Source organism: Pseudomaricurvus sp. HS19, from assembly GCF_009857815.1.
Lineage (GTDB): Bacteria > Pseudomonadota > Gammaproteobacteria > Pseudomonadales > Cellvibrionaceae > Pseudomaricurvus.
The window spans coordinates 25003-49316 of sequence record NZ_WVVW01000003.1 but is presented as its reverse complement, the minus strand read 5'-3'; the positions used below and the strand labels follow the sequence as shown (position 1 = coordinate 49316).

24 protein-coding genes are annotated in these 24314 nt (G+C 62.2%); 11 read left to right on the top strand and 13 right to left on the bottom strand.

The window, feature by feature from the left end:
* Window positions 1-340: 340 nt before the first annotated feature.
* Window positions 341-1171 (top strand): 23S rRNA (adenine(2030)-N(6))-methyltransferase RlmJ, encoded by an 831-nt coding sequence (locus GSF27_RS10880; protein ID WP_160968894.1) that lies wholly within the window; start codon window positions 341-343, stop codon window positions 1169-1171.
* Window positions 1172-1187: 16 nt separating this feature from the next.
* Here GSF27_RS10880 and GSF27_RS10875 read toward each other — a convergent pair whose 3' ends face one another.
* The 7 genes from GSF27_RS10875 to GSF27_RS10845 all read right to left on the bottom strand — a co-directional run bounded on the left by GSF27_RS10875 (window position 1188) and on the right by GSF27_RS10845 (window position 7921).
* Window positions 1188-1583, bottom strand: a complete 396-nt coding sequence (locus tag GSF27_RS10875; protein ID WP_370462595.1) for a diacylglycerol kinase — start codon at window positions 1581-1583, stop codon at window positions 1188-1190.
* A gap of 78 nt (window positions 1584-1661) precedes the next feature.
* A complete protein-coding gene (locus GSF27_RS10870; RefSeq protein ID WP_160968892.1) occupies window positions 1662-2921 on the bottom strand; it encodes a heme biosynthesis HemY N-terminal domain-containing protein in 1260 nt (419 codons plus the stop codon).
* The gene (locus GSF27_RS10865) at window positions 2918-4135 is read right to left on the bottom strand and encodes a uroporphyrinogen-III C-methyltransferase (RefSeq protein WP_160968890.1); all 1218 of its coding nucleotides are present in this window, start codon (window positions 4133-4135) and stop codon (window positions 2918-2920) included. The genes GSF27_RS10870 and GSF27_RS10865 overlap by 4 nt, the downstream gene beginning before the upstream one ends.
* 73 nt (window positions 4136-4208) lie before the next feature.
* Window positions 4209-5045, bottom strand: coding sequence for a uroporphyrinogen-III synthase (locus GSF27_RS10860; protein WP_160968888.1), 837 nt, complete (start codon window positions 5043-5045; stop codon window positions 4209-4211).
* Window positions 5026-5967 carry a hydroxymethylbilane synthase gene (hemC, locus tag GSF27_RS10855; protein WP_160968886.1) on the bottom strand — a complete coding sequence of 314 codons (942 nt, stop codon included), beginning with the start codon at window positions 5965-5967 and terminating at the stop codon, window positions 5026-5028. The genes GSF27_RS10860 and hemC overlap by 20 nt, the downstream gene beginning before the upstream one ends.
* Before the next feature lie 131 nt (window positions 5968-6098).
* Window positions 6099-6830: a LytTR family DNA-binding domain-containing protein gene (locus GSF27_RS10850; RefSeq protein WP_160968884.1), complete on the bottom strand. Its 732-nt coding sequence runs from the start codon at window positions 6828-6830 to the stop codon at window positions 6099-6101.
* Window positions 6831-6832: 2 nt separating this feature from the next.
* Window positions 6833-7921, bottom strand: coding sequence for a sensor histidine kinase (locus tag GSF27_RS10845; RefSeq protein ID WP_160968882.1), 1089 nt, complete (start codon window positions 7919-7921; stop codon window positions 6833-6835).
* 269 nt (window positions 7922-8190) lie between these two features.
* Here GSF27_RS10845 and argH point away from each other — a divergent pair, with 269 nt between their 5' ends.
* The 6 genes from argH (at window position 8191) to xerC (ending at window position 13663) form a co-directional block, all read left to right on the top strand.
* Window positions 8191-9591 (top strand): argininosuccinate lyase, encoded by a 1401-nt coding sequence (gene argH, locus GSF27_RS10840; RefSeq protein ID WP_160968880.1) that lies wholly within the window; start codon window positions 8191-8193, stop codon window positions 9589-9591.
* 84 nt (window positions 9592-9675) lie between these two features.
* Window positions 9676-9807 (top strand): lipoprotein, encoded by a 132-nt coding sequence (locus GSF27_RS10835; RefSeq protein WP_160968878.1) that lies wholly within the window; start codon window positions 9676-9678, stop codon window positions 9805-9807.
* Window positions 9808-9872: 65 nt separating this feature from the next.
* Window positions 9873-11117, top strand: a complete 1245-nt coding sequence (gene lysA, locus GSF27_RS10830; protein ID WP_160968876.1) for a diaminopimelate decarboxylase — start codon at window positions 9873-9875, stop codon at window positions 11115-11117.
* 82 nt (window positions 11118-11199) lie between these two features.
* Complete coding sequence (gene dapF / locus GSF27_RS10825) at window positions 11200-12030, top strand: diaminopimelate epimerase (RefSeq protein WP_160968874.1); 831 nt, start codon at window positions 11200-11202, stop codon at window positions 12028-12030.
* Entirely contained in the window at window positions 12030-12725 is a 696-nt protein-coding gene (locus tag GSF27_RS10820) for a DUF484 family protein (protein WP_160968872.1), read from the top strand. Before dapF ends, GSF27_RS10820 begins: the two co-directional genes overlap by 1 nt.
* A gap of 38 nt (window positions 12726-12763) precedes the next feature.
* A complete protein-coding gene (gene xerC, locus GSF27_RS10815; RefSeq protein ID WP_304627210.1) occupies window positions 12764-13663 on the top strand; it encodes a tyrosine recombinase XerC in 900 nt (299 codons plus the stop codon).
* 10 nt (window positions 13664-13673) lie between these two features.
* Here xerC and GSF27_RS10810 read toward each other — a convergent pair whose 3' ends face one another.
* Window positions 13674-13898: a hypothetical protein gene (locus GSF27_RS10810; protein ID WP_237457514.1), complete on the bottom strand. Its 225-nt coding sequence runs from the start codon at window positions 13896-13898 to the stop codon at window positions 13674-13676.
* A 204-nt stretch (window positions 13899-14102) separates the two neighbouring features.
* On the opposite strand from GSF27_RS10810, the gene GSF27_RS10805 reads away from it, so the two are divergent.
* Window positions 14103-14774 carry a DUF523 domain-containing protein gene (locus GSF27_RS10805; protein ID WP_160968866.1) on the top strand — a complete coding sequence of 224 codons (672 nt, stop codon included), beginning with the start codon at window positions 14103-14105 and terminating at the stop codon, window positions 14772-14774.
* A gap of 202 nt (window positions 14775-14976) precedes the next feature.
* On the opposite strand, the gene glnK (GSF27_RS10800) is transcribed toward GSF27_RS10805, so the two are convergent.
* The 4 genes from glnK (GSF27_RS10800) to GSF27_RS10785 form a co-directional block, all read right to left on the bottom strand.
* On the bottom strand, window positions 14977-15315 hold the full coding sequence (gene glnK, locus GSF27_RS10800; RefSeq protein ID WP_160968864.1) for a P-II family nitrogen regulator: 339 nt from the start codon (window positions 15313-15315) through the stop codon (window positions 14977-14979).
* Window positions 15316-15603: 288 nt separating this feature from the next.
* Complete coding sequence (locus GSF27_RS10795; RefSeq protein WP_160968862.1) at window positions 15604-16884, bottom strand: ammonium transporter; 1281 nt, start codon at window positions 16882-16884, stop codon at window positions 15604-15606.
* Between the two features lie 63 nt (window positions 16885-16947).
* Window positions 16948-17286, bottom strand: a complete 339-nt coding sequence (gene glnK, locus GSF27_RS10790) for a P-II family nitrogen regulator (protein WP_160968860.1) — start codon at window positions 17284-17286, stop codon at window positions 16948-16950.
* A gap of 83 nt (window positions 17287-17369) precedes the next feature.
* Window positions 17370-18044: a TorF family putative porin gene (locus tag GSF27_RS10785; RefSeq protein ID WP_160968858.1), complete on the bottom strand. Its 675-nt coding sequence runs from the start codon at window positions 18042-18044 to the stop codon at window positions 17370-17372.
* A 349-nt stretch (window positions 18045-18393) separates the two neighbouring features.
* Here GSF27_RS10785 and GSF27_RS10780 point away from each other — a divergent pair, with 349 nt between their 5' ends.
* Window positions 18394-18627 (top strand): accessory factor UbiK family protein, encoded by a 234-nt coding sequence (locus GSF27_RS10780; protein WP_160968856.1) that lies wholly within the window; start codon window positions 18394-18396, stop codon window positions 18625-18627.
* Between the two features lie 142 nt (window positions 18628-18769).
* Entirely contained in the window at window positions 18770-20266 is a 1497-nt protein-coding gene (locus tag GSF27_RS10775; protein ID WP_160968854.1) for a YifB family Mg chelatase-like AAA ATPase, read from the top strand.
* On the opposite strand, the gene GSF27_RS10770 is transcribed toward GSF27_RS10775, so the two are convergent.
* Window positions 20232-21953, bottom strand: a complete 1722-nt coding sequence (locus GSF27_RS10770; protein ID WP_160968852.1) for a diguanylate cyclase domain-containing protein — start codon at window positions 21951-21953, stop codon at window positions 20232-20234. The two genes, GSF27_RS10775 and GSF27_RS10770, sit on opposite strands and share 35 nt — an antisense overlap.
* Before the next feature lie 257 nt (window positions 21954-22210).
* On the opposite strand from GSF27_RS10770, the gene rep reads away from it, so the two are divergent.
* Window positions 22211-24232, top strand: coding sequence for a DNA helicase Rep (gene rep, locus GSF27_RS10765; RefSeq protein ID WP_160968843.1), 2022 nt, complete (start codon window positions 22211-22213; stop codon window positions 24230-24232).
* Window positions 24233-24314 lie beyond the last annotated feature (82 nt).

Sequence of the window (24314 nt, the reverse complement as noted above, 5' to 3'; positions counted from 1 at the left end):
CCGGGAAGCATCAGTCGGGGTATTTGCCGCGGCGGCAGGGTGATGCTGGAGCTGCCCTGTTGTTATGTGAACCGTTTGTGCGAACCCGTCGGTAAGCTTACGCCTGACCAAACCCCAGGGTTCAGGGCTGCTGCAAAGTTTAGTCGCAACAACCGTATTCTTCAGATTCTTAGCCGCCGTAGACTACTATGAGACCCCCTTTTTAGTCAACATCACTGTTGAATAGCGAGCCGCTCGCAAGCCCGGAAAAGAGACAGATTTTTACTGCAGCGGCGGCCTGCAAACACTATGATCGCCACCTGATGCCGGCACACCGCCGGCCACTACCGGGACCACCTTTGTGCTCAGTTACCGTCACAGCTTCCACGCCGGCAACGCCGCCGACCTGCTCAAACACCTGGTGCTCATCGAGCTGCTGCAGTACCTGCAGCGCAAGGACGCCGCCTTTGAGTACATCGACACCCACGCCGGCGCCGGCCTCTATCAGCTGGACTCCGACGACAGCCAGAAGACCGGCGAATACCACAGCGGTTATGGCGCCATCCTGGACTGCGACTGGCCGGAGCTGGAGACCTACAAATCACTGGTGGCGCGCTTCAACCAGCGCAAACAGCTGCGCTACCCGGGGTCGCCCCTGCTGGCGCTGGAGCTGCTGCGGCCGCAGGATCGCGCCTGGCTGTTTGAGCTGCACCCCAAGGATCACCAGCGCCTGCAGCTGAGCTGCAAGAACTACAGCAAGGTCCGTATCGAACACAGTGATGGCCTTAAAGGGCTGGTCGGCCTGCTGCCACCGGCCAGTCGCCGGGCGCTGGTGCTGATCGATCCGTCCTACGAGGTGAAAAGTGATTACCGGGCGGTGGTGGACACCCTGCAACAGGCAGTGCGCCGCTTTGCCACCGGTACCTATGCCCTCTGGTATCCGGTGGTGCAACGGCGCCAGATCGAGCAACTGGAAAAGGACCTGCTGAAAACCGGGATCCGCAATATCCAGCGCTTTGAACTGGGCTGGGCACCGGACAGCACCGAATACGGCATGACCGCCTCCGGCATGATCGTGATAAACCCCACCTGGGGACTGATGGAAAAGATGCAGGGACTGTTGCCAAAGCTGGCGCAACAGCTGGCCGGCGCCGAGGGTAACTGGCGCTGCGACCAGATGGTGGCCGAATAGGGCGAGGATCAGGGCGTCAGAACAGGCGCCCGTCGCGGTAGACATCCCACAGGATCATGGCCCACACACTGCCCGCCACCAGTAAGGCCATCAGCACCGCCGCCGAACCCAGATCCTTGGCCTGGCCGCTGAGCTTGTGACGCTCCGTACCAATGCGGTCGATGGCAGCTTCGATAGCACTGTTGAGCAGCTCCACAATCACCACCAGCGCCACGCTGGCAATCAACAGGGCCCGCTCCACTCCCGTCAGGTCCAGCCAGCAGGCAATGGGGATCATCAGCGCCGCCAGGGTGATCTCCTGACGGAAGGCTGCCTCCTGCCGCCAGGCGGCACGCAACCCCTTGCAGGAATAGGTGAAGGCATTAACTACCCGGCGCAGGCCGGTTTTGCCTTTAAGGTCGGACGCATCCACAGGGCAACTCCTGATTATCTTTGCCGGAATATGGCCGGCGGCACGGGCGTACACCCACCGCTGAGCTCCTCAGACAACTCAAGTGGCGCTTTTTATCCGATGGTCGTGACGTTCTGATGACAGCTCCGGCTGCGGTAACTGCGGCAGGGCATTGGCAGTGAGCAGCAGGCCCTTCTGGTAGTAGGCGGTGCTGGCCTCGTGCTCGCCCAGATTGGCCAGCAATCGCGCCAGTTCGGCGCAGGCATCCGGGCTGGGCTGGGTGCGGATACTGCTCTCCAGGTAATCCCGCGCCTTCCCCCACAACTCATTGCGCAGCGCCAGCCGCCCCAGGGTGAGCAGCAGCGGGCCGTTGGCCGGACGCTCCTTCAGCCAGCCCTCGGCGTAGAGCAACTGGCGACCGCCGGCATCGGCGGCGTCCAGCACGCCATAGCAGATGACCAGGCGGTCATCCCAGCTGGACTGCAACGCCTTGCGCAGCACCAGCTCGGCATCGCCGGCCAGGCCGTTGGCCTCCAGCAGGTCACTGTACTGGATCAGCAGGTCGGGGTCGCTGCGCCAGTTGCGGGGCATTTTGCGCCATAAGGCCGGCACCTGTTCGGCACTGAAGTCCGACTGACCCGCCTGCTGCAGGAGTTTGCTGTAGAGCAGGCCGCTCATCTGCTGCAGCTCCGCCTCCGGGATAACCCGGTGGCGCTGCAACAGCGGCAGGATCGCTTCCAGCGCGTCCCAGTCGTGCAGGTGGGTATAGGCCTGGCGCAACATATCCAGCACCACCGGGTGGCGCGGCGCCAGCTTGCGTGCCCGCTCCAGCGTCGCGGCACAGGCCTCGTATTTTTTCCCTGCCAGCTGCATACGTGCCTGGGTCAGAGCCACCGCCAGACCGGCACCGGCGTAGGCATCCTCGGCCTTGGCCAGCAGGCGATTGGCCTCTTTCTCGTCACCCAGTTCGTAGGCGCTGCGGGCCGCAGCCAGATAGTTGAGCAGCGGCTCCGGCGAACGCTCGGCAGCGCGGGTCAGCTGCCGCAGGGCCGGCTGCCAGTCACCTTCGATAAAGCTGATCAACCCCTTTACCATGCGTTTCTGCGCACGGGCATCACCGCCACTGAAAACCCGGCCCACGCCACTGCCGATACTTTTCACGCTGCCACCAATCAGCAGCAGCGCCCAGTGCCACAGCAGCCAACCGGCCAGGATCAGTGCCAGGGCGAACCAGACACTGGTCTCCAGCGTCCAGTTGCCGATGGAAACCAGCACGTAGCTGTCCTGTCGGGCGGTCCAGTAAACCAGTCCCGCTCCTGCAATCAGGCAGGCGAGAAAAATAAATACCAGCCGCTTCATGGCTGCGGCTCCGCAGCACTGTCTGCCTCTGCCGCCGGCATGGAATCGGGCAACTGCAGCGGCTCACCCATGCGCTCATCCAGCTTGTGCAGGCGCTCAAGATAGGCCTGCAGGGCCTGCAGGGAGCCGCGAATGTTGGGCAGTTCGGAGGTGATGGCCAGCTGCTGCATCTGCATCAGCTCAGCCGCCAGCTTGCGACCCGCCTCCTGACCGCCGAAGTAACGCTGTACCAGCTGCAGGGCGGAGGCGAGGCTGGATTGGTAGACATCGGTCTCCTGGCGCAACAGGGCCAGCTGCGCCTGCTCCATATAGAAACGCAGGTTCTGGCGCAGGTACTCCACGCCATCCGGGGGCAGCAGCGGCTGCAGGGGCTCGTCGTGGTGGCGGATCCGCACCTGGTCCGCCAGTTGCGTCAGGGCGGCGTGGAAACTCTGGACGATGCGGCCCCAGACGCCTTCGGCGGTAGTCGCCGCGGTCTGCTGGCCACTGTCTGCCGCATCGGTATCAGCCAACATGCGTGGCAGTACCGGCAGCGCCTGTATCTGGTCGGAGAGCGCCGCCAGGCGCAGGTAGTAACCGGTGGTGTCTACTTCCGGCACCAGCTTGAGTGCCGTGATATCCCGCTGCAGGCGGTCACGCACCGGGAACAGGTCATCGTTGTTCTGCTCCCGCACAATGGCATCGGCACTCTCCAGCAGCGCCAGTGCGGCCGTGGCCGAGCCATCCAGCATCAAGCGCTGCTGCGCGACCCGCAGCAGGAACTCCGCTTCAGCCAGCTGCCAGTCGGCGCGGGTGGTGGAGGTCAGTCCGCGCAGCAGTTCGCCCTGCTGCTGCAACCGCTGCTCCAGGCTGTCGACGCGCTGTTGCCACACCTGCTCACGGGCCAGCTGTTGCTGCTGCCCCTGCTGCCACTCGCCGCGGTTTTGCTGCAGTTGCAGCTGCTGCGCCTCCAGCCGTTGCTGGGTCTCGTAGTACTGCTGCTGGGTCAGGGCCGAGCGCTGGTAATCCAGCCACACCAGGTAACCAAGCCCGGCGGTGCCCGCCGCCAGCAAAAACATCAATGCCAGCAACCACAGGGGGGCGGATGCGCGACGAGCGGCAGTGGGAGCGGAGGCAGGTGACCCGCCCGGGGGAGTAACCACTTTGGTACCGGCTACCGGGGTAGGCGCAGGTTGCTTGTCGTCCTTCGGGGTCGAGCTTTTATCGCTAGTCATGTCAGTGGTTCTTTTTCCTTATGCGATTGCCCTCGGGGCAAATCCTTTCCGACAGCGGCAGGCCAGCGCCTGCTCATGGGTTCCGGGACAGGCGCCAATCCCGTAACGCCGCCAGCATCTCCTCATCGGATGCATTGCGGGCAACGATCACCTCCGGGTAGCCCCTGTCGCGGGCCAACTGACCCACCCGCCCACCGGGTACCAGCAGAGGCAGCACCGCACAAGTAGCAGCCAGTTGCGGCTGCTCCTGCTTCAGCGCCTGCAACAGCTGGTGCCAGTTATCCAGTGCTTCACCGCTGTGCAACGCCACCAGGTCTCCGTTCCGGCCACACTGTGCCTGCAACAGGTTGGTGAGCGCCTCCTCCACGGGAAAGCCGCGCTCATAGAGTTCACAATAGTCCACCTGCGCGCCGCGTTCGCTGAGCACCTGCGCCAGCAGCGGCCGGCCGCCACGACCACGACAGATGAGCACTTTCTGCAACTCTACCTGCTGCAACTGTGGCAGGGCCAGCAGCTCCTCGGAATTCATGGTGTTATCCGCCGCGGTAACGCTGCAACCATAGGCCTGCAAGACCCGGGCAGTGGCAGCACCGACAGCGTAGAAATGCACCCCCACCGGCAGCTGCGGCCAGTACTGGTCGATCCAGTCGAGTCCATGGTGAGCTGCATTCTGGCTGACAAAGATCACGTGCCGGTACTCCGCCAGCGCCATGATGCGGTCCCTTATGGCTTGCGTCGCCGCCGGCTCGCTGAGGGGCTCGATGGCCATTAACGGCACGCGGCAGGTCTCTGCACCCCCGGATTGCAACAGTGACTGCCACTTGGGCAGCTGTTGTTGCGGTCGGGTCAGCAGCACCCGCAAGCCCCGCAGGGGCTGCTGGCCGTCAATCTCAGAGTGAGCGTTCACCATCGCCATACACCGCACGTAATATAGCACCCGCACCCGCATCCAGCAGGCGTTCCGCCAGGGTCACCCCCAGCTGCTCGGCATCACTGACCGGGCCGCGCAACTCATCTTCCAGCATCTGCGTACCGTCGGAACTACCCACCAGACCGCGCAGCCACAGCTGATCGCCCTCGTGTACCGCAAAGCAGCCGATAGGCACCTGGCAACCACCCTCGAGGCGGCGATTCATGGCCCGCTCCGCCAGCACCTGCTCAGCGGTGTGGGCACAATGCAGGGGCTGCAACAGGTCCAGGATCTGCTGATCCGCCATACGGGTCTCGATGCCTACGGCGCCCTGGCCACCGGCCGGCAGGCAGAATTCGGGGGCAATACGCTGGCGGATACGATCCTCCATTTCCAGCCGCACGAGGCCGGCGGTAGCGAGGATAATCGCATCGTATTCGCCCTCATCCAGCTTGCGCAGACGGGTGTTGACGTTGCCGCGCAGGAATTTCACCGTCAGGTCCGGGCGCTTGGCCAACAGCTGGCACTGGCGACGCAGGCTGGAGGTGCCCACCACGCTGCCGGCCGGCAGGGCTTCCAGTGACTCGAAGTTGTTGGAGACAAAGGCATCACGGGGATCTTCACGGGGGCAGATCACCGCCAGCCCCAGCCCCTCCGGAAACTCCATGGGCACGTCCTTCATGGAGTGCACGGCAATATCCGCTTCATCGTTGAGCAGGGCGTGTTCCAGCTCCTTCACAAACAGCCCCTTGCCACCCACCTTGGCCAGCGGCACATCGAGGATCTTGTCGCCACGGCTGGTCATGGGCACCAGCTCCACCGTCAGCTCCGGGTGGTGGCGCTGCAACTCGGCTTTGACGTATTCGGCCTGCCACAGGGCCAGTGCGCTCTCTCGTGTCGCTATGCGCAGCAGTTGGGTCATGGGGAACTCTCTGGGGTCAATAAAAGGGTCTGTAAAAAAGACTCGGTAAATGGTGGCCGACGCGGCCGTATAAAGGCGGCATGATAACAAAGGCGCACCCTGGTCGCCTCCCTCCGGCATAAGCCGTTGGTCTAACGCTCCCCGAGGCGCTCCCTGACCGTGGCCACGTGGCGACGACTGACCACCGGACGCAGGTCAGTGCCACTCAGGCGCAGCAGGAACTGCCCGCTGCCATCCCGCTCCAAAGCCTCGATACGGGTGAGGGGCACCAGGGCGTTGCGGTGCACCCGCACAAAGCCGTCGCCCAGCTGGGTCTCCAGCTCTTTCAGCGTGTCATCAATCAGGGTTTCGCCACCCTCATGGAAGACGGTGACGTACTTCTGGTCGGCCAGGAAATAGTAAACCTGGGGCAGGGGAATCAGCTCCACGCCGCCACGGCTGCGGGCTGAAATGTGGGCGCGCTGGGCCGGTCGCGGTACATCGCCCAGCCACAGGCGTTGGGGACGGCTGAGGCGGCGGGCCTTGTTAAGGGCCGCCTGCAGCTTCTCCTGCCGCACCGGCTTCAGCAGGTAATCCACCGCATTTACCCCAAAGGCATCCAGCGCGTGCTGGGCGTGGGCGGTGCAGAAGATTACAGCGGGAGGGTCTTCCAGTGTCGCCAGCTGATTGGCCAGGGTGAGGCCGTCAGTGGCAGGCATCTCGATATCCAGCAGCACCATGTCCGGATCGCACTCCTGCACCAGCTGCAGGGCCTCGGCGCCGTTGGCCGCCATGCCCACCACCCGGCAGTCCTGGCTGTCGCCCATCAGGCGCTGCAGGCGCTCCCGCGCCAGCGGTTCATCATCGACAATAATGACGTCCATGGTTATTCACTTACTCCCGAAAGTTCCGGTTTCACCGCGGGCCGGATCTGGCGTCGCGCTCCCGGGTACTCCAGACACACACAGAACTCACCCTCCACCTCACGGGTATCCAGGTGTGCGGCGTTGCCAAAGTAGACTGCCAGACGGTTGCGGATGTTATCCAGCGCCATGCGGTTACCGTTCCTGGGGTTAACAGCGGCGGCCAGCGGGTTGCGGATGGCAATCTTTACCCGCTCACCCTCAATCTGCACCTCAACATGGACGTCCCCACCCTCGGTGCGGCCACTGATGCCATGCACAATGGCGTTTTCCAGCAGCGGTTGCAGCAGCAGGCACGGAATACTGGCCGCACGCTGCAGGGCAGGGTCTGGCAGCCGCCAGTGGGTGCGCAGGCGCTCGCCGAGGCGGGTCTGCTCAATGTCCATGAACTGCTGGCACAGCTCCAGCTCCTCCTCCAGGCTCACCAGCCCCGGCTCCGCCAGACTGGCGCGAAACAGGCAGCTGAGGTCTTCCACCAGCCGCTCCGCCTTGTCCGGCGCCGTGGCGATCAGGCTGGCGATGCTGTTCATGCTGTTAAAGAGAAAGTGGGGCTGGATGCGGGAGTGCAGCGCCTGGATACGGGCCTGCAGCTCCGCCTGCTGCTGGTTGTGCCACTGCTGCTGCACATAGAGGTAGCGCAGCACGATGCCGGCAAAGATGGCGGCCAACAGCAGGTTGTTGGCCACCACCAGCAGATTGGGGGCCTGCCACTGGGCCATGGCCCACTGTCCCAGCAGTGAACAGACCAGGGTGACGGCCAGCACCAGCAGGTAACACAGGGTGCCCGCCAGCCAGCCGGGCTGGGTGTAGAGCCAGAAACGCAGCGGGCAGAGCAGGGCGGCGCTCAACAGCACCACCCATTGAATCAGCATGGAATGGGTGCCGAGATTGCCCCAGTGGATACGCAGCTGGGGATCGGAGGCCAGCGACAGGGCGAGCGCCAGCAGCTCCCCCAGCAGCACCAGCAGGAACACGGCCTGCACGCTGCAGAGATTGGGCAGGAAGGCCAGCGGCTGTTGTCTGTTATTGTTGGCGTCTGCGGCCTGTGGCATAGCGTCGGACGACTCCCCCCGGACAGTCTGGCAACGGGCCACCGGGAACAGAGCTCCACAGTGGCAGTCGGTGCCGGTGGCGCGGCCTATTGCCGGCAACCTCGCTGGGCTATAATAGCCAGCTTTATTCGCGGATGTTAGCGCATGTGCCACAGCCCCGGGCAGCCACAGATCACAGTTGGTCACAGATGGCATGCCAGCGGGGCCGGCGCGGCGTCCTGACAGCGCACTTCCTTCAGTTTCTACCCAGCGGACATCGATACCACACCATGAGCCAGGATTCGAAAACCAATCAGCAGTGGGGCGGCCGTTTCAGCGAGCCCGTCGACGCCTTTGTGCAGCGCTTTACCGCCTCCATTCAGTTTGATCAGCGCCTCTATCGCCACGATATCCGCGGCTCCATCGCCCACGCCACCATGCTGGAGAAGGCCGGTGTGCTCAGCGCGGATGAGCTCAAGGCCATTATCGACGGCCTTAACGAGGTGCAGAACGAGATCGAAAGCGGCCAGGTGGAGTGGTCCATCCCGCTGGAAGACGTGCACATGAATGTGGAGTCCCGTCTTACCGACAAAATCGGTATCACCGGCAAGAAACTGCACACCGGCCGCTCCCGCAACGACCAGGTGGCCACCGATATCCGCCTGTGGCTGCGCGACGAGATCGACCTGATCAGTGCCGAACTGACCCGCCTGCAGAGCGGCATGGTAGAGCTGGCGGCAAAAGAGTCCGACACCATCATGCCCGGCTTCACCCACCTGCAGACCGCGCAGCCGGTCACCTTTGGCCACCACCTGCTGGCCTGGAACGAGATGCTGGAGCGGGACTACAGCCGCCTGCTGGATTGCCGCAAGCGCCTCAACCAGTCGCCGCTGGGCGCCGCCGCCCTGGCCGGCACCACCTATCCCATTGACCGCGAGCTGACCGCCTCGCTGCTGGGCTTTGACCACCCCACCCGCAACAGCCTCGACTCGGTCTCCGATCGCGACTTCGCCATCGAATTCTGCGCCTTCTCGGCCATGCTGCTGACCCACCTGTCACGCATGTCGGAAGAGCTCATCCTGTGGACCTCGGCGCAGTTCAACTTCATCAACCTGCCAGACCGCTTCTGCACCGGTTCCAGCATCATGCCGCAGAAGAAAAACCCGGACGTACCGGAGCTGGTGCGCGGCAAGACCGGTCGCGTCAACGGCCACCTGATCGCCCTGCTGACCCTGATGAAGTCCCAGCCGCTGGCCTATAACAAGGACAATCAGGAAGACAAGGAGCCGCTGTTCGACGCCGTCGATACGGTCAAGGACTGCCTGCGCGCCTTCGCCGACATGATCCCCGCCATCGAGGCACGCAAGGAGAGCATGTACGAATCCGCCAAGCGCGGTTTCTCCACCGCCACCGACCTGGCCGACTACCTGGTGCGCAAGGGCATCCCCTTCCGCGACTCCCATGAGATCGTCGGCAAGTCCGTGGCCTACGGCATCCAGACCGGCAAGGACCTGTCCGAGATGAGCCTTGACGAGCTGCGCCAGTTCTCCACCGAGATCACCGACGACGTCTTCAAGGTGCTGACCCTGGAAGGCTCCGTGGCCGCCCGCAACCACATCGGCGGTACCGCTCCCGAGCAGGTGCGCCGCGCCGCTGCGGCAGCCGGCGAGACTCTTGGCAAACGCAGCTGAGAGCCGCCGGGGAGGAGACTGGAACCCGCGCCTTGAGGGCCGCTATACTAGCCGGCTTGACCTTGGCCGGATTCGGGAGACGCCATGCGCCACACACTTCTAATACTGGCAGCCATCAGCTGCCTGCTGGGTTTGGCAGGTTGTGGCCAGAAGGGGCCGCTCTACCTGCCACAACCCAGTGAGCAGGCCCCGGCCACCCAACCGTCCGGCGACTGACACCGCCCACACTGAATACCGCCAGCCGCAGCCGTCCCGCTGCGGCTGGCCTCCGAGAGTTAACGATGCACGATTTCACCAGCAACAACGGCCAGCTGTTCGCCGAACAGGTCGCCATGACCCAACTGGCCGAGCAGTTCGGCACACCGCTGTACGTCTACAGCCGCGCCGCCCTGACCCGACACTACCAGGCCTACGCCAACGCCCTGGGTGACCACCCCGGCATGGTTTGCTACGCGGTCAAGGCGAACTCCAACATCGCCGTGCTCAACGTACTGGCGCGACTGGGTGCCGGTTTCGATATCGTCTCCGAGGGCGAGCTGGAGCGCGTACTGCTGGCCGGTGGCGATCCGTCAAAAGTGGTTTTCTCCGGTGTGGGTAAAACCCCGGCCGAAATGCGCCGCGCGCTGGACGTGGGTGTGCACTGCTTTAACGTCGAATCGGAAGCCGAGCTGGAAGTGCTGGCCCAGGTTGCTGCGGAGATGGGCAAGGTGGCACCGGTGTCACTGCGGGTAAACCCGGACGTGGACGCCAACACCCACCCCTACATCTCCACCGGTCTCAAGGAGAACAAGTTCGGTATCGACATTAACCGCGCACCGGTGGTCTACGCCCGCGCGGCCGAGCTGCCGTCGCTGAAAGTGTTCGGTGTGGATTGCCACATAGGCTCCCAGCTCACCACCCTGTCACCCTTCGTCGATGCCCTCGACCGGGTACTGGCACTGGTGGACCAGCTGGCGGAGCAGGGTATCACCATTGAGCACCTGGACCTGGGCGGCGGCCTCGGCGTCACCTATCGCGATGAGCAGCCACCTGCGGTGAGCGACTACATGGCCGCCATCAAGGCCCGCCTCGGTGACCGTCGCCTGTCGCTCTCCTTTGAGCCGGGCCGCTCCATCGCCGCCAACGCCGGTGTACTGCTGACCCGGGTGCTCTACCTGAAGCCTACCGAGCACCGCAACTTCGCCATTATCGATGCCGCCATGAACGACAACATCCGCCCGTCCCTGTATCAGGCCTGGCAGGAAATTCGCTCCGTAGCGCCACACGATGGTGAGGTAAAGAGCTGGGACCTGGTGGGCCCGGTGTGCGAGACCGGGGATTTCCTCGGCAAGGATCGCCAGCTGGCGCTGCGCCCCGGTGACCTGCTGGCACTGATGTCCAGCGGCGCCTATGGTTTTACCATGAGTTCCAACTACAACAGCCGGCCACGGGCTGCCGAGGTGATGGTGGACGGCAGCGACGTGCACCTGGTACGTGCCCGTGAAACGCTGGCCAGCCTGACCCAGGGCGAAGCTCTTTTGCCATAAAAACAGTTGCCATAACACGGCGGCTATAGAACAGTGCCCCTGGGACGGCTTTCATAAGCCAGTTGCCATATAGAGAGAAAGGATGAAGCTGCGTTTTACCAAAATGCACGGCCTCGGCAATGACTTCGTGGTCATCGATGGCATCAGTCAGCGTGTGCGCCTCAGCGAAACACGGATTCGCCAGCTGGCGGACCGCCGCTTCGGTGTGGGCTGCGACCAGATACTGCTGGTGGAAGTGCCACAGAACCCCGATGTGGATTTCCGCTATCGCATCTTCAACGCCGACGGCTCCGAAGTGGAGAACTGCGGCAACGGCGCCCGCTGCTTTGCCCGGTTTGTAAGCGATCGCAAACTGACCGGTAAGCGCGTCATCGACGTGGAAACCGCCGGCGGTATTATGACCCTGCACCTGCTGAACAACGGCGATGTACGGGTGGACATGGGCGCACCGCGACTGGAGCCTGAGCAGGTGCCCTTCGAGGCCACCTCCCGGCAGGCCACCTACACCCTGGATGTGGCCGGGGAGAGCGTCGACGTCAGCGCCGTCTCCATGGGCAACCCCCACGCCGTGCTGCTGGTTGAGAACACCGCCAGCGCGCCGGTGGAACAGCTGGGGCCCCTGCTGGAAAGTCATACCGCCTTCCCGCGCCGGGTAAATGTAGGCTTTATGGAAGTGGTGTCGCCGCAGGAGATCAACCTGCGGGTCTATGAGCGCGGTGCCGGCGAAACCCTCGCCTGCGGCACCGGTGCCTGCGCCGCTGTAGTGGCCGGGCGCTTGCGCAACCTGTTAGACTCAAACGTCAAAGTCAATCTGCCGGGTGGCAGTCTGTCGATCGAGTGGCAGGGGGAAGGGCAGCCGGTACTGATGTCGGGGCCCGCGGCCACAGTCTTCCATGGACAAGTGAAGCTGTAATGAACGAACCGAAGACGTGCGAGAAAAGCGCTGCAATCACTGAAGACCAGGTGATCAAGTACCTGCAACAACAGCCGGATTTCTTCGTCCAGCAGCCCAATCTGCTGGCCGAGCTGCGGTTGCCGCACGACAGTGGCGGGGCCATCTCCCTGGTGGAGCGGCAAGTGGCCATTCTGCGCGAGCGCAACATGGACATGCGCCACCGTCTCAGCAAGCTGCTGGACAACGCCCGCGATAATGACCGCCTGTTCGACAAGACCAAACGCCTGGTGCTGGCGTTGCTGGAGAGCAGCTCCCTCAACGATGCCATCAACTCCCTCTTCTACAGCTTCAACAACGACTTCCAGATTCACTACACAACGCTGATCCTGTTTACCGACAGCAAAGATCTCAAAGCCGACAAAGCACGGCTGGAGACCATCGAGGAAGCCCGTGAACACATTGGTAATGTGATTCGCAACAGCAAGCCGATCTGCGGCCCAGCCGACGCCGGCATGGCCCAATACCTGTTTCCCGATCACAGTGAGCATGTGGGCTCCATGGCCCTGGCGCCACTGGTCTATGGCACCACCTTTGGTGTGCTTGCCATCGGCAACCGTGACCCGCACTACTACCGCTCCAGCATGGGAACCCTGTTCCTCAGCTACATTGGCGAAGTGCTCAACCGCACCCTGCCCAAATACCTGCGAGACTGAGGCCAGCCCTCATGGCGGACGCGACCACCGATCCCGCCCTGCAAGCCGCGCTGGACGACTTCTTCCACCATCTGCAGTACGAAAAGCAGGTGTCGCCCCACACCCTGAGCAACTATCAGCGCGATCTGCGCAGCCTGGCCGAATTCTGTAACCAGCAAGCCCTCTCCCTGTCGCAGATTTCCCACCACCACCTGCGCCAGTGCCTGGCCGCACAGCATCGCCGCGGCCTGAAGTCCCGCAGCCTGCAACGCTGGCTCTCTGCCCTGCGCAGCTTCTTCCGCTTCTGCCTGCGCCATAAACGCATTAAAGCCGATCCCAGCAGCGGCCTGCGGGCCCCCAAAGCGGACAAGCCCCTGCCCAAGGCACTGGATGTGGATCAGGCCCTGAGCCTGATGGAGGTTCGCGGAGACGATGTGCTGATGATCCGGGACCGCGCCTGCGTGGAGCTGTTCTACTCCTCGGGCCTGCGTCTCAGCGAACTGCTGTCGCTGGACTGGCGCAATGTAGACCTGCGCGGACGCCAGTTGCGGGTCACGGGCAAGGGGGGGAAAACGCGGGAGTTACCCATTGGCCAGCACGCGACAGACGCGCTGCAGCAGTGGCGCAAGCTACAGGTGGAGCAGTGTGGTAGCGGGGTTGAGGCGATCTTTACGGGCCTCAGCGGACGCCGCCTCGGCAGTCGGGCGATCCAGAAGCGCCTGCAGCAACTGGGGGCCATCCAGGGACTCGACCAGCCCCTGCACCCGCATATGTTGCGCCACTCCTTTGCCAGTCACCTGCTGGAATCCAGCGGCGACCTGCGCGGCGTGCAGGAGCTGCTGGGCCACGCCAACCTCTCCACCACGCAGGTCTACACCCATCTCGATTTCCAGCACCTGGCCAAGGTCTACGACCAGGCCCACCCCCGGGCCCGCCGCCGCAGCGACGACAGCGACTGATCGCCGTGGCTCAGATCGGACGGCTGCCGTAGTTGTTGCCCGGTTTTTGTGGCGGATCGCCCGTCACATTGGAGTCAATCTGCTGTATCACGCCGCCGCGGGAAAGAAAGGCTTCCACCTCCGACTGCAGCTGAGCGCGCAGCTTCTGGCGGGCGTCCAGGGGCTCGTCCACCTCCGGTAGTGCCTGGGCCTCCTCCAGGCCATCGTCTACTTCAAAGTCGTCATCTTCGTCCATAACCCACTCTGCCAAGTTACCCAATTTCGTCAATAAGCCGTCGACGCCCAGCGGCTGGTGCAGCGCTTTTCGTCGACCGAGCGAACTATATATAGATCAGGATGCCGAGATCCGGCCAGCGGAAAATCACGGTTTTTTTAGGCTTTTTTGGCCTAGTTTTTTACGATAACTTGGCGACAGGGTTATTACTTACCGGGAGCCAGCGTGCACACCTCACCCCACCCGACCAACCAACTGTTCCCTCTGCCGGGCCACGTCACACCCGGGCGGCCACTGATACTGGTGAGCGGCTGCCTGCTGGGGGAAGCGGTGCGCTATGACGGCGGTGACAAGTCACTGGGACCACTGCGTGAAGTGTTGCAGGGCGAACTGCAGCTGCGCAGTGTCTGCCCCGAAGTGTACGCCGGCATGGGTACACCGCGACCGCCGGTGCAGTGGGTTGAGCTCGCCAGTGGCGAACGGCAGTTGCTGCAAGTGGACAACCCTGACATCAGTGCCCGGGAGCAGCTGCAGGCAGGCTGCCGCAACTGGTGTGATAACTGGCAGGGGGAGGCGCCAATGGCTGCGCTGCTGAAGGCCCGCTCACCCAGCTGCGGCAACGGCACCACGCCGCTGCTTAATGAGGCCGGCAAGCAGCAGGGCACCATGGATGGTGCTTTTGTGCAGCAGTTGAAGCGGCGCTGGCCGCAGCTGTGGATCGTCGACGAGTCGGCGGTAGAGACAGAGGCGGATGCCCTGTGGCTGTGCCGGCTGCTGCAGTGGCGGCAGTGGCAGGGTGCAACAGATGTGCTGTTACCCTCGCTGCTGGCGCTCACTGGCGAAGAGCGCCGCGCCTGGTGGCGGAAGCAAATGGCCTCTCTTGCTCCACCTCAGTGAATGAGGTGCGGCGTTGGAAGTTTGGATGGAAATCCAACAGATCGCCCGGGGGAGCGGGCTCCTGCAAAGCCAGCGCTTTGATGTAGGAGCCCGCTCCCCCGGGCGATCTTTTATATAGTTAACAATCAGGCGCTCCAGCGCTCAACAGACACAAAAAAGGCCGGTAACAACCGGCCTTTTGGATCTCTGCGAAGCTGCAGGATCAAACAGCGTCGCTGCCGGTCTCGCCGGTGCGGATACGCACAATCTGCTCCAGCGGGGAGATGAAGATCTTGCCATCGCCGATTTTGCCGGTGTGGGCAGCCTTGGTGATGGCCTCTACCGCCTGGTCTACCAGTTCGTCATCAACCGCCAGTTCCATCTTCACCTTGGGCAGGAAGTCCACCACGTACTCGGCACCACGATAGAGTTCGGTGTGACCCTTCTGACGGCCAAAGCCCTTGACCTCGGTTACGGTCATGCCCTGTACACCCACTTCAGACAGCGCCGCACGTACATCGTCGAGTTTGAACGGTTTAATGACAGCAGTAATCAATTTCATTGCAAATTTCCTTAATGCAAAACACCGGCGAGTCGCCGGCCAGTGCAGTAATGGTGATGTGGAACATCCCCGGAGTTAATCAAGTCGACGCAGGCAAGCAGGACGCTGCAGCAGTCCGAAACCCATACATTAGCACGCCAGCAAGCCTCAGGGGAACTCCCGGGCCAGCGTTGCTGCCGGGTCCCTGTGTGACCAGCGCCTATGGACTACAGATACAAATAGTACAGACACAAAAAAACCCGGCAGCTTGCGCTGCCGGGTTTTCCGGGTTCTATCTGTCAGGGTAACTTATTTACCTGCAGTGAACTCTGGGTAGGCTTCCATACCGCACTCGGACAGATCCACACCGTTGAACTCTTCTTCTTCGGTTACGCGGATGCCCATGACGGCTTTCAGGATGGCCCAAACGATCAGGCTACATACGAATACCCAGACGAAGATCACCAGGGCACCCAGCAGCTGGCCACCGATGGTAGCGTCGCCGTCGGTGAAAGGTACAACCAGTACACCGAACAGACCTACAACACCGTGTACAGAGATGGCACCGACAGGATCGTCGATCTTCAGCTTGTCCAGGGTCAGGATGGAGAATACTACCAGCACGCCACCAACAGCACCGATCAGGCTGGCCTGCAGGGCAGATGGGTCAGCAGGTTCAGCAGTGATTGCTACCAGGCCAGCCAGGGCGCCGTTCAAGGCCATGGTCAGGTCGGCTTTGCCGAACAGGATGCGGGCAACAATCAGGGCACCGATCAGACCACCGGCAGCAGCAGCGTTGGTGTTAACAAACACGCTGGCTACTTCGTTGGCTACGCCGATACCGGACAGCTGCAGGGTAGAACCGCCGTTGAAACCGAACCAGCCCATCCACAGGATGAAGGTACCCAGGGTAGCCAGTGGCAGGTTCGCACCAGGGATAGCGTTAACTTCACCGTTTTTGCCGTACTTGCCTTTACGGGCACCCAGCAGGATAACACCCGCCAGAGCAGCAGCAGCACCGGCCATGTGAACGATACCGGAGCCAGCGTAGTCGCTGTAGCTCAGTTCACCGATGAAAGGTACAGCGTTACCGCCCCAGGTCCAGCCACCCTCAACAGGGTAGATGAAGCCGGTCATTACCACGGCGAAAGCCAGGAAGGCCCACAGCTTCATACGCTCGGCAACCGCACCGGAAACGATGGACATTGCAGTAGCAACGAACACAACCTGGAAGAAGAAGTCGGAAGCGCCAGAGTAAGGCAGGCCTGCATCTTCAACGCCACCGCGGAAGTCCGCCTGGGCAGCCAGGACACCGGCAACCGCGTCGTCAGTCATGCTGGCAACACTGTCAGTACCGCTAAGGAAGAAACCGCCGCCGTACATCAGCTCGTAACCACAGATCAGGTACATGGTACAGGCGATGGCGTACAGAGCGATGTTCTTGGTGAGGATTTCAGTGGTGTTCTTGGAGCGGACGAGACCCGACTCCAGCATGGCGAAGCCTGCCGCCATCCACATTACCAGTGCGCCACACACCAAGAAGTAAAAGGTGTCCATGGCGTACTGCAATTCGAAAATTTGACTTTCCATTGCATTTCTCCGGGAGAATTTGTTTTAACAGTATCGAGCGTCTTTTAAATTGCGCCTGATTGCTTACAGTGCATCTTCGCCGGTTTCACCGGTACGGATGCGAATCACCTGCTCCAGCGGGGAAACGAAGATCTTGCCATCGCCGATCTTACCGCTGTGCGCTGCTTTGCTGATGGATTCCACCACGCTGTCAACCTGGCTGTCGCTTACCGCAACTTCCAGTTTGGTTTTGGGCAGAAAGTCCACCACGTACTCCGCACCACGGTAGAGTTCAGTGTGACCTTTCTGACGACCAAATCCCTTCACTTCGGTAACGGTGATACCTTGTACACCGATCTCGGAGAGACTTTCACGCACTGCATCCAGCATGAAAGGTTTAATAATAGCCGTAACGAGTTTCATGGTTGTGCTCCTTCGACGTTACACAGGTTCACCAGAAAAGTGGGCCCGGGCGGGCCCACTTAATCTCAGTAGTGAGGTTTTTCTTATTCGATTGGCATGGAGTAAGAAACAACGAACTTCAGGTCATCGCCTTCTGGCTCGTCAGAAACGAACTGGCTGAAGGTGAAGCTCAGGTTGTCGTTGTAGGCGTAAGAGACGTCCAGGTGCATTGGATCATCACCGTCGTCATCGTGCATACCCAGGGTTGCTGAGAAAGAGCCCAGCTCACCGCTTACGGAGTAGTAGTTGTAACTGTTGCTACAGCCAGTGCTCGGCTCACCGCCACACGCACCAGCTACAGGCTGGTAGTAGGAGAATGCAACTGGGCCGAAGCCAACAGACAGAATCACATCGGTCAGGTCACCAATGTCAGTTTCGCCATCAATGGTATAACCAGCGCCAGTAGGATAGACGTAGTTCCAAACGCTCAGGTCGAAAAAGAAACCACTCTCGAACTCCATACCGTAACCGGCGTACAGATCGAATTCAGTTCCCGCTGATGTGTCACCGGAGCTACCCCAGATACCGGTGTAGAAGCCAGCAGCGCTGTAAGACAGGTCACCGGAGATAGCAGGAGTACCGCTACCCAGGTCGTAACCACGCCACAGGTAAGTACTCGCAACACCTACGGATGCAGATACTTCAGCCATGGCAGGAGTAGCGGCGACAGCACCGGCGGTCAGGGCAACAGCGGCAGCCAGTTGAGTCAACTTTTTCATGTGTCTTCCTCTCGTTTCACGTTCAATTAAGTTGTTCTTGGTTAACAAGTCGTGCCCTGTGAACCAGGGCTTATTGTTGAGCCTTTCGACTTGCCCTGTATTAGCACATTGCTTGCCAATTTAATTTTTTACTTTTAAATCAGCATGTTACAAACAAATTGCACCAATCCAGAGAAAAATCGCCGGCAGAAACATGTGCCAAAGCCCGAACACTGTGCACAAAACGCGACCATGCACCATTACAAGGCACCATTTTGGTGCAGGTGTCAAGAGATCCACATCACTGCGCTGAATTGCACGGTCTGCGGTACACTGGGCGACCCTCAATTACTGCGAAATCGAGACCACAATGTTCGACAAACTGGCTAAAGGGCTATTGCAGGAACTGCAGGCCGTACTGCCGCTGACCAGCGCTGATCTCCCCGAGCGGGAAGTACGGGCGCTGCTGGAGTCGGCGCTGCGCAAGATGAACCTTGTCACCCGTGAAGAGTTTGATGCCCAGAGTGCGGTGCTTCTGCGCACGCGGGAGAAACTGGAAGCGCTGGAGAAGCTGGTGGCGGAGCTGGAACAGCAAAATAGCTGACACTATCTGCACAGGGCTGGCACCTTAGTGCCAGGAGCGCCCCGACATGGGGCGCCGTGGCCGTACAATCACCAGTGCGGCGGATTGTCACCACCAGCAAGCGGGGTAGTCTGGGCGAATTTCCCTGCAAGGATGCAGCTCCATGTCCCTCGCCCGAGTTAATACCCGCGCCCACATCGGTATCCACGCCGCCCCGGTGGAGGTGGAAGTCCACATGTCCAATGGCCTGCCATCGCTGTCGGTGGTGGGCATGGCTGCCACCGCGGTAAAGGAGTCCCGCGACCGGGTGCGCAGCGCCCTGCTCACCAGCCACTTCCAGTTCCCCGCCCGCCGCATCACCGTCAGCCTCGCCCCCGCCGACCTGCCCAAGAATGGCAGCCAGTTTGACCTGCCCATCGCCCTCGGCATCCTCGCCGCCTCCGGACAACTGAACCCCGCACTGCTGCGCGGCAAGGAGTTTCTGGGGGAGCTGGGACTGGATGGCAGCCTGCGACCTGTGCCCGGTTGCCTGCCGGCAGCCATCGCCTGCGCCGCCCAACAGCGCGTGCTGATCTGCCCCCGCAGCAATGCGCCACAGGCGGCCCTCAGTGAAGACACGACCGTGATCGGTGCCGACAGCCTGTTGCAGGTGGTGGCACACCTGACCGGGGAAGACGCCCTGACACAGACGCCAGCCCCGGTGAGCAGCCCGCCAGCGGGGGAGCGCCCGGACCTGCGAGACGTGCGCGGACAGTTACAGGCCCGGCGGGCCCTGGAAGTGGCCGCCGCCGGGCGCCACCACCTGCTGTTTTACGGTCCACCCGGCACCGGTAAATCCATGCTCGCCTCGCGCTTGCCCGGCATCCTGCCACCCCTGAGCCGGGACGAGGCCATTGAGGTAGCCTGCGTGCAATCGCTGGTCAACGACAACGGCACTCACACCCCGCGACGCCCCTTTGCCGCACCCCACCACACCGCTTCCGCCACCGCCCTGGTGGGAGGCGGCAGCACCCCCAGGCCAGGTGAAATCTCTCTGGCCCACCACGGGGTACTGTTTCTGGATGAACTGCCGGAGTTTCAGCGCACTGTGCTGGAGGTACTGCGGGAGCCGCTGGAGTGTGGCAGCATCCGCATCTCCCGCGCCGCGGCTCAGGTGGAATTTCCTGCCCGTTTCCAGTTGGTAGCCGCCATGAATCCCTGTCCCTGTGGCTACCACGGTCACGGGCACCGCTGTCAGTGCAGCACGGAGCAGGTGCGTCGCTACCGACAGCGGATTTCCGGACCGTTACTGGATCGTATTGACCTGCAGGTGGCAGTGTTGCCGCTGCAGGCAGGGGAGTTGTATGCGCCGGCACAGGGAGAAGGCAGCGACCAGGTGCAACAGCGGGTGACGCAGGCTTATGAGCGGCAGTTGCGGCGTCAGGGTTGCCCCAACGCCAGTCTCAGCGGTGCCGCCCTGGACCGCCACTGCCCCCTGCAGCCCCGCCAGCAGCAACTGCTGGAACAGGCGATGCTGAAGACCGGCTTTTCCACCCGGGTTCTGCACCGCATTGTGAAAGTGGCCCGCACCCTGGCGGATCTGGAGGCGCAGGAGGCGATCTCCGACCGGCACCTGCTGGAAGCATTCAGCTACCGTGGGCTGGATAAGCCACTGCTGTAACCGAAGTCGCGCCTGGGCCACCCTTGATGATCGACGGGGTCAACGGCTCTGGCTCATCGGCGGCATTGACCAGGTCGCACCCCAGCTGGCACAGCGACTGGTACTGCTCCTGATCACAATAACCGCCCGCCACCACCGCCTTGCCCAGATGGTGGGCAAACTGCACCAGCCCTTCCAGCAGGCGGCGCCCGGCTTCGGTCTGCCCGGCATCCACCAGCAGGGGCTCGGCGATACGCACACTGGTCACCGGCAGGCGCTGCAACAACCCCAGAGAGGCGCTGCCGCAACCGAACTCCGCCAGCGAAAAATGGCAGCCCAGTTGCACCAGCTCCACCATGGGGGATAGCACCGCTTGCCGGTGTTCGGCCAGGTCCGCTTCGGTCATCTCGAGGCCCAGGCTCTCACCTCGCACGCCGTGCTCCACCAACAGCCGCTGCAGCCGTTCCCTCATATTAGGCTCGGTCAGCTGCGCCGCCGTCACCGGCACCATCAGGCAGAGCTGCTTCCAGCCCGCCTTCTGCAACTGCGCCAGATCCTGCAACCCCTGCTGCAGTGACCAGTTATTGAGTTCTGCAGTGAGTCCCGCCTGTTGTGCCACATCGCGACAATGCTCGCCGCCCAACTCGCCACGCTCTGGATGGTGCCAGCAGAGTTCCAACCCCAGCTCAATCAGGCGGCCACTGGCTGCATCCAGACGCCGCCGGTAGCGCGCCTCCAGCTGGTTGCCACGCAGGGCCTGACGCAGCTCCGACTCCTGCAGCGAATGCGGATGAGGCTCGCCAACATCGGCCGTGTAGAAACAGTAGGCGCTGCCGGCTATTTGCTTGGCCTGGTACATGGCGGTATCGGCGTGCTTCTGCAGGCTCTGCGCATCGTCACCGGCCTCCGGGTAGACCGCAATACCAATACTGACCCCGACACTGACCTCGTCAGCACCCACACTCATGGGCTGGCTGAGGGTATCAATCACCTTCTGCGCCACATGGGCGATGTGGCCAGGGTCGTTGGTGTGCTCCAGCAGGATAGTGAATTCATCGCCGCCAATGCGGGCCACCGAATCGCTCTTGCGAATGCACTCCTTCAGGCGCCGGGCGCACTGACGAATCACCTCGTCGCCGGCGTCGTGGCCGCAGCGGTCATTGATCTCCTTGAAGCCATCCAGGTCGAGGTAGAGCAGGGCAAAGGGGATGCCCTCCCGGCGGGAGAGCTCCACCGCGTGTTCCAAGCGGTCACGAAAGAGGATGCGATTGGGGATATTGGCCAGCGGATCGAAATGGGCCAATTGCGCCAGCTTTTTCTCGCTGGCGTTGCGCTCCATGGCGTAGCGCAGGGTACGTTCGAGCAACCGGCTGTCGATATGTCCCTTGATCAGGTAGTCAGAGGCGCCGGCAGCGATGGCTGTGCGATCCACTTCGGACTCCACATCGTCGGTCATCACCACGATGGGCAGGGTGCAGCCGCGGGAGCGGGCCGTGCGCACGGCCTGCATGGCAGAACCGTTGTTCCAGTGATAATCCAGCAGCACAACGTCGCAGTTGCCCCGCACCATGGCCTCAAGCCCGTCATCAAGACGGTTGAGCCAGATCACCTGGTAATCTGTGTGGTGTACCTGCGCCAGCAGCCGTCCAATCAGATGGAACTCGGCTTTGGGGCGGCAGATCACCAATATCGTAACTGGCATATCCATAATGGGAGACTGGTCACCTTTCCTTGTGGTCCAGAACTGCGCAATTTGCACAAAAAATGCTAAGGGAGGTGACTCTACAGCATCCGTTGTTGCCAAATAAACCTCGGTTCACCGCATATAAAAACATATTCCTACCCCGCCAGTTTTGCGCCCTTTTGCTATAAGTAATCCGCCGCCACACTCCCGTGGCCATTCATCCCCACCCCCTCGGCTTGCTACAATGCCGCTCCCCACAATTCTGCGGAGATCCAGGGTCGATGACCAACCTCAATCCCCGTCAACGTGAAGCGGTACGCTACATTGACGGCCCCGCCCTCGTTTTGGCGGGCGCCGGCAGTGGCAAGACCAGCGTGATCACCCGCAAGATCGCCTACCTGATTGAGGAGTGCGGCCTGCTGGCGCGCCACATTGCCGCCCTGACCTTTACCAACAAGGCCGCCCGCGAGATGAAAGAGCGGGTCGGGCAGCTGGTGAAAGGCAGCGCCAGCCGCGGGCTGACAGTCTCCACCTTCCACAACCTGGGGCTCAACATCATCCGCAAGGAGCACAAGGCGCTGGGCTTCAAGCCGGGCTTCTCCATCTTCGACGCCGAAGACGCCCGTTCGTTACTGAAAGAATTGATGTTGAAGGATGGCGACCTGGACAGCGACCACCTGGACCTGGTGCAGAACCAAATTTCCAACTGGAAGAACGACCTCTGGTCGCCGAGCCAGGCCCTGAGCAAGGCCCAGAGCCCCGGTGAGGAGAAGATTGCCCACATCTACCGCGCCTACAACGCCGCCCTGCTGGCCTACAACGCGGTGGACTTCGATGACCTGATCCTGATCCCGGCGCAGCTGTTCCTGGATCACCCCGAGATCCTCAAGCGCTGGCAGAGCAAGATCCGCTACCTGCTGGTGGACGAGTACCAGGACACCAACTCCAGCCAGTACCTGCTGGTAAAGCTGCTGATCGGTGACCGCGGCTCACTCACGGTGGTGGGGGATGACGACCAGTCCATCTACGCCTGGCGCGGCGCGCGGCCGGAGAACCTGTCGCTGCTGCGCAAGGATTTCCCCGCCCTGAAGGTGATCAAGCTGGAGCAGAACTACCGCTCCACCTCCCGCATCCTGCGCTGCGCCAACCACCTCATCGCCCACAACCCCCACGAGTTCGACAAGGCGCTGTGGAGTGAGATGGGGTTGGGGGAGAACCTGCGGGTGATCCGCTGCGCCAACGAAGACGCCGAAGCCGAACGGGTGGCCGCCGAGATCTTTACCCAGCGCCAGAACCGCCGTGCCCGCTATGGCGACTTCGCCATCCTCTACCGCGGCAACCACCAGGCGCGGCTGCTGGAGATGAAGCTGCAGCAGCACCAGATTCCCTACACCATCAGCGGCGGCACCTCGTTTTTCTCCAAGACCGAGATCAAGGACATCCTCGCCTACCTGCGGCTGGTGGTGAACCCGGACGACGACAACGCCTTCCTGCGCATCATCAACACACCGCGGCGGCAGATCGGTCCCAACACCCTGGAGGCGCTGGGGCGCTACGCCACCGAGCGCGAGATCAGCCTGTTTGCGGCCTGCCAGGAGCTGGGCGTGCAGAGCCAGATCCCCAAACAGAGCCTGGAGCGCATCGAGCGCTTTACCCACTGGCTGCTGCAGGTGGGTGAGAACAGCCGCGGCAGCGACCCGGTGGGCGCCGTACGGGAGATGGTGGAAGACATCGACTACGAATCCTGGCTGCACCAGAACGCCTCCAGCCCCAAGGTGGCGGAGCGGCGGCTGGAGAACGTCTGGTATCTGCTGGACTCCATCCGCACCATCATCGAACGGGATGACGCCGAGGACGGCAGCGGCAGCCTCGAGAGCGCCATCAGCAAACTGCTGCTGCGGGACATGCTGGAACGGCAGTCGGAAGCGGAAGAGGAGCCGGACCAGGTGCAGATGATGACCCTGCACGCCAGCAAGGGTCTGGAATTCCCCTACGTCTTCCTGGTGGGCGTGGAGGAGGACATCCTGCCGCACCGATCCAGCATCGAAGAAGACAACGTGGAGGAGGAGCGCCGCCTCGCCTACGTGGGTATCACCCGCGCCAAGAAGGTGCTGCACATGACCCTGGCCGCCAAGCGCAAACAGTTTGGTGAAGTGTGGGACACCACGCCCAGCCGCTTCCTCGACGAACTGCCGCCGGAAGATGTGGACCGTGAAGGCTTTGGCGATAACAGCCCGGAGGTGAACCGCGCCCGCGGCAAGGAGACCCTCGGCAACCTGCTGAGCATGTTCGACGATCTCTGATCCCGCTCACGGTCAGTGCGCCAGCCACCGGCATCCGTGCTGTGAATTGACCTCACCAGCGATATTCCGCAAGATGCTGGCC

What these genes read in the sequence shown, in the direction of transcription:
- GSF27_RS10870 (WP_160968892.1), bottom strand. Translation starts at nt 2,921, where the DNA reads ATGAAGCGGCTGGTATTTATTTTTCTCGCCTGCCTGATTGCAGGAGCG.
- GSF27_RS10865 (WP_160968890.1), bottom strand. Translation starts at nt 4,135, where the DNA reads ATGACTAGCGATAAAAGCTCGACCCCGAAGGACGACAAGCAACCTGCG.
- GSF27_RS10860 (WP_160968888.1), bottom strand. Translation starts at nt 5,045, where the DNA reads ATGGTGAACGCTCACTCTGAGATTGACGGCCAGCAGCCCCTGCGGGGC.
- hemC (WP_160968886.1), bottom strand. Translation starts at nt 5,967, where the DNA reads ATGACCCAACTGCTGCGCATAGCGACACGAGAGAGCGCACTGGCCCTG.
- GSF27_RS10850 (WP_160968884.1), bottom strand. Translation starts at nt 6,830, where the DNA reads ATGGACGTCATTATTGTCGATGATGAACCGCTGGCGCGGGAGCGCCTG.
- GSF27_RS10845 (WP_160968882.1), bottom strand. Translation starts at nt 7,921, where the DNA reads ATGCCACAGGCCGCAGACGCCAACAATAACAGACAACAGCCGCTGGCC.
- argH (WP_160968880.1), top strand. Translation starts at nt 8,191, where the DNA reads ATGAGCCAGGATTCGAAAACCAATCAGCAGTGGGGCGGCCGTTTCAGC.
- GSF27_RS10835 (WP_160968878.1), top strand. Translation starts at nt 9,676, where the DNA reads ATGCGCCACACACTTCTAATACTGGCAGCCATCAGCTGCCTGCTGGGT.
- lysA (WP_160968876.1), top strand. Translation starts at nt 9,873, where the DNA reads ATGCACGATTTCACCAGCAACAACGGCCAGCTGTTCGCCGAACAGGTC.
- dapF (WP_160968874.1), top strand. Translation starts at nt 11,200, where the DNA reads ATGAAGCTGCGTTTTACCAAAATGCACGGCCTCGGCAATGACTTCGTG.
- GSF27_RS10820 (WP_160968872.1), top strand. Translation starts at nt 12,030, where the DNA reads ATGAACGAACCGAAGACGTGCGAGAAAAGCGCTGCAATCACTGAAGAC.
- GSF27_RS10810 (WP_237457514.1), bottom strand. Translation starts at nt 13,898, where the DNA reads ATGGACGAAGATGACGACTTTGAAGTAGACGATGGCCTGGAGGAGGCC.
- glnK (WP_160968864.1), bottom strand. Translation starts at nt 15,315, where the DNA reads ATGAAATTGATTACTGCTGTCATTAAACCGTTCAAACTCGACGATGTA.
- GSF27_RS10795 (WP_160968862.1), bottom strand. Translation starts at nt 16,884, where the DNA reads ATGGAAAGTCAAATTTTCGAATTGCAGTACGCCATGGACACCTTTTAC.
- glnK (WP_160968860.1), bottom strand. Translation starts at nt 17,286, where the DNA reads ATGAAACTCGTTACGGCTATTATTAAACCTTTCATGCTGGATGCAGTG.
- GSF27_RS10785 (WP_160968858.1), bottom strand. Translation starts at nt 18,044, where the DNA reads ATGAAAAAGTTGACTCAACTGGCTGCCGCTGTTGCCCTGACCGCCGGT.
- GSF27_RS10780 (WP_160968856.1), top strand. Translation starts at nt 18,394, where the DNA reads ATGTTCGACAAACTGGCTAAAGGGCTATTGCAGGAACTGCAGGCCGTA.
- GSF27_RS10775 (WP_160968854.1), top strand. Translation starts at nt 18,770, where the DNA reads ATGTCCCTCGCCCGAGTTAATACCCGCGCCCACATCGGTATCCACGCC.
- GSF27_RS10770 (WP_160968852.1), bottom strand. Translation starts at nt 21,953, where the DNA reads ATGGATATGCCAGTTACGATATTGGTGATCTGCCGCCCCAAAGCCGAG.
- rep (WP_160968843.1), top strand. Translation starts at nt 22,211, where the DNA reads ATGACCAACCTCAATCCCCGTCAACGTGAAGCGGTACGCTACATTGAC.